Source organism: Halorubrum sp. SP9, from assembly GCF_005435015.1.
Lineage (GTDB): Archaea > Halobacteriota > Halobacteria > Halobacteriales > Haloferacaceae > Halorubrum > Halorubrum sodomense.
On sequence record NZ_SGXU01000812.1, the window covers coordinates 1 to 211 of the forward strand.

Sequence of the window (211 nt, forward strand, 5' to 3'; positions counted from 1 at the left end):
GACCGCATCGAGATGACGGTTCGAGCGTGCGGGATCGTCAGCACCGCGTCCGCTCGCTCCGTCGCGTACGTCTTCGAGATGTTGTAGCGCTCGCTGAACGCCTCGCTCTCGTAGGTCACGGTCCGCGGCGACTCGAGGCCGTGTCGGAACTCGATGTCGACCTGCGGCTCGGGACCCGCGCCGGTGTACGACCCCTCGCCGACGTGGACGG

Annotated in this window: 1 pseudogene; it reads right to left on the reverse strand. The window is 68.2% G+C overall.

Annotated features, from left to right (window positions below):
• Window positions 1–211: pseudogene (locus EXE45_RS19395) on the reverse strand (hypothetical protein); the annotation flags it as partial.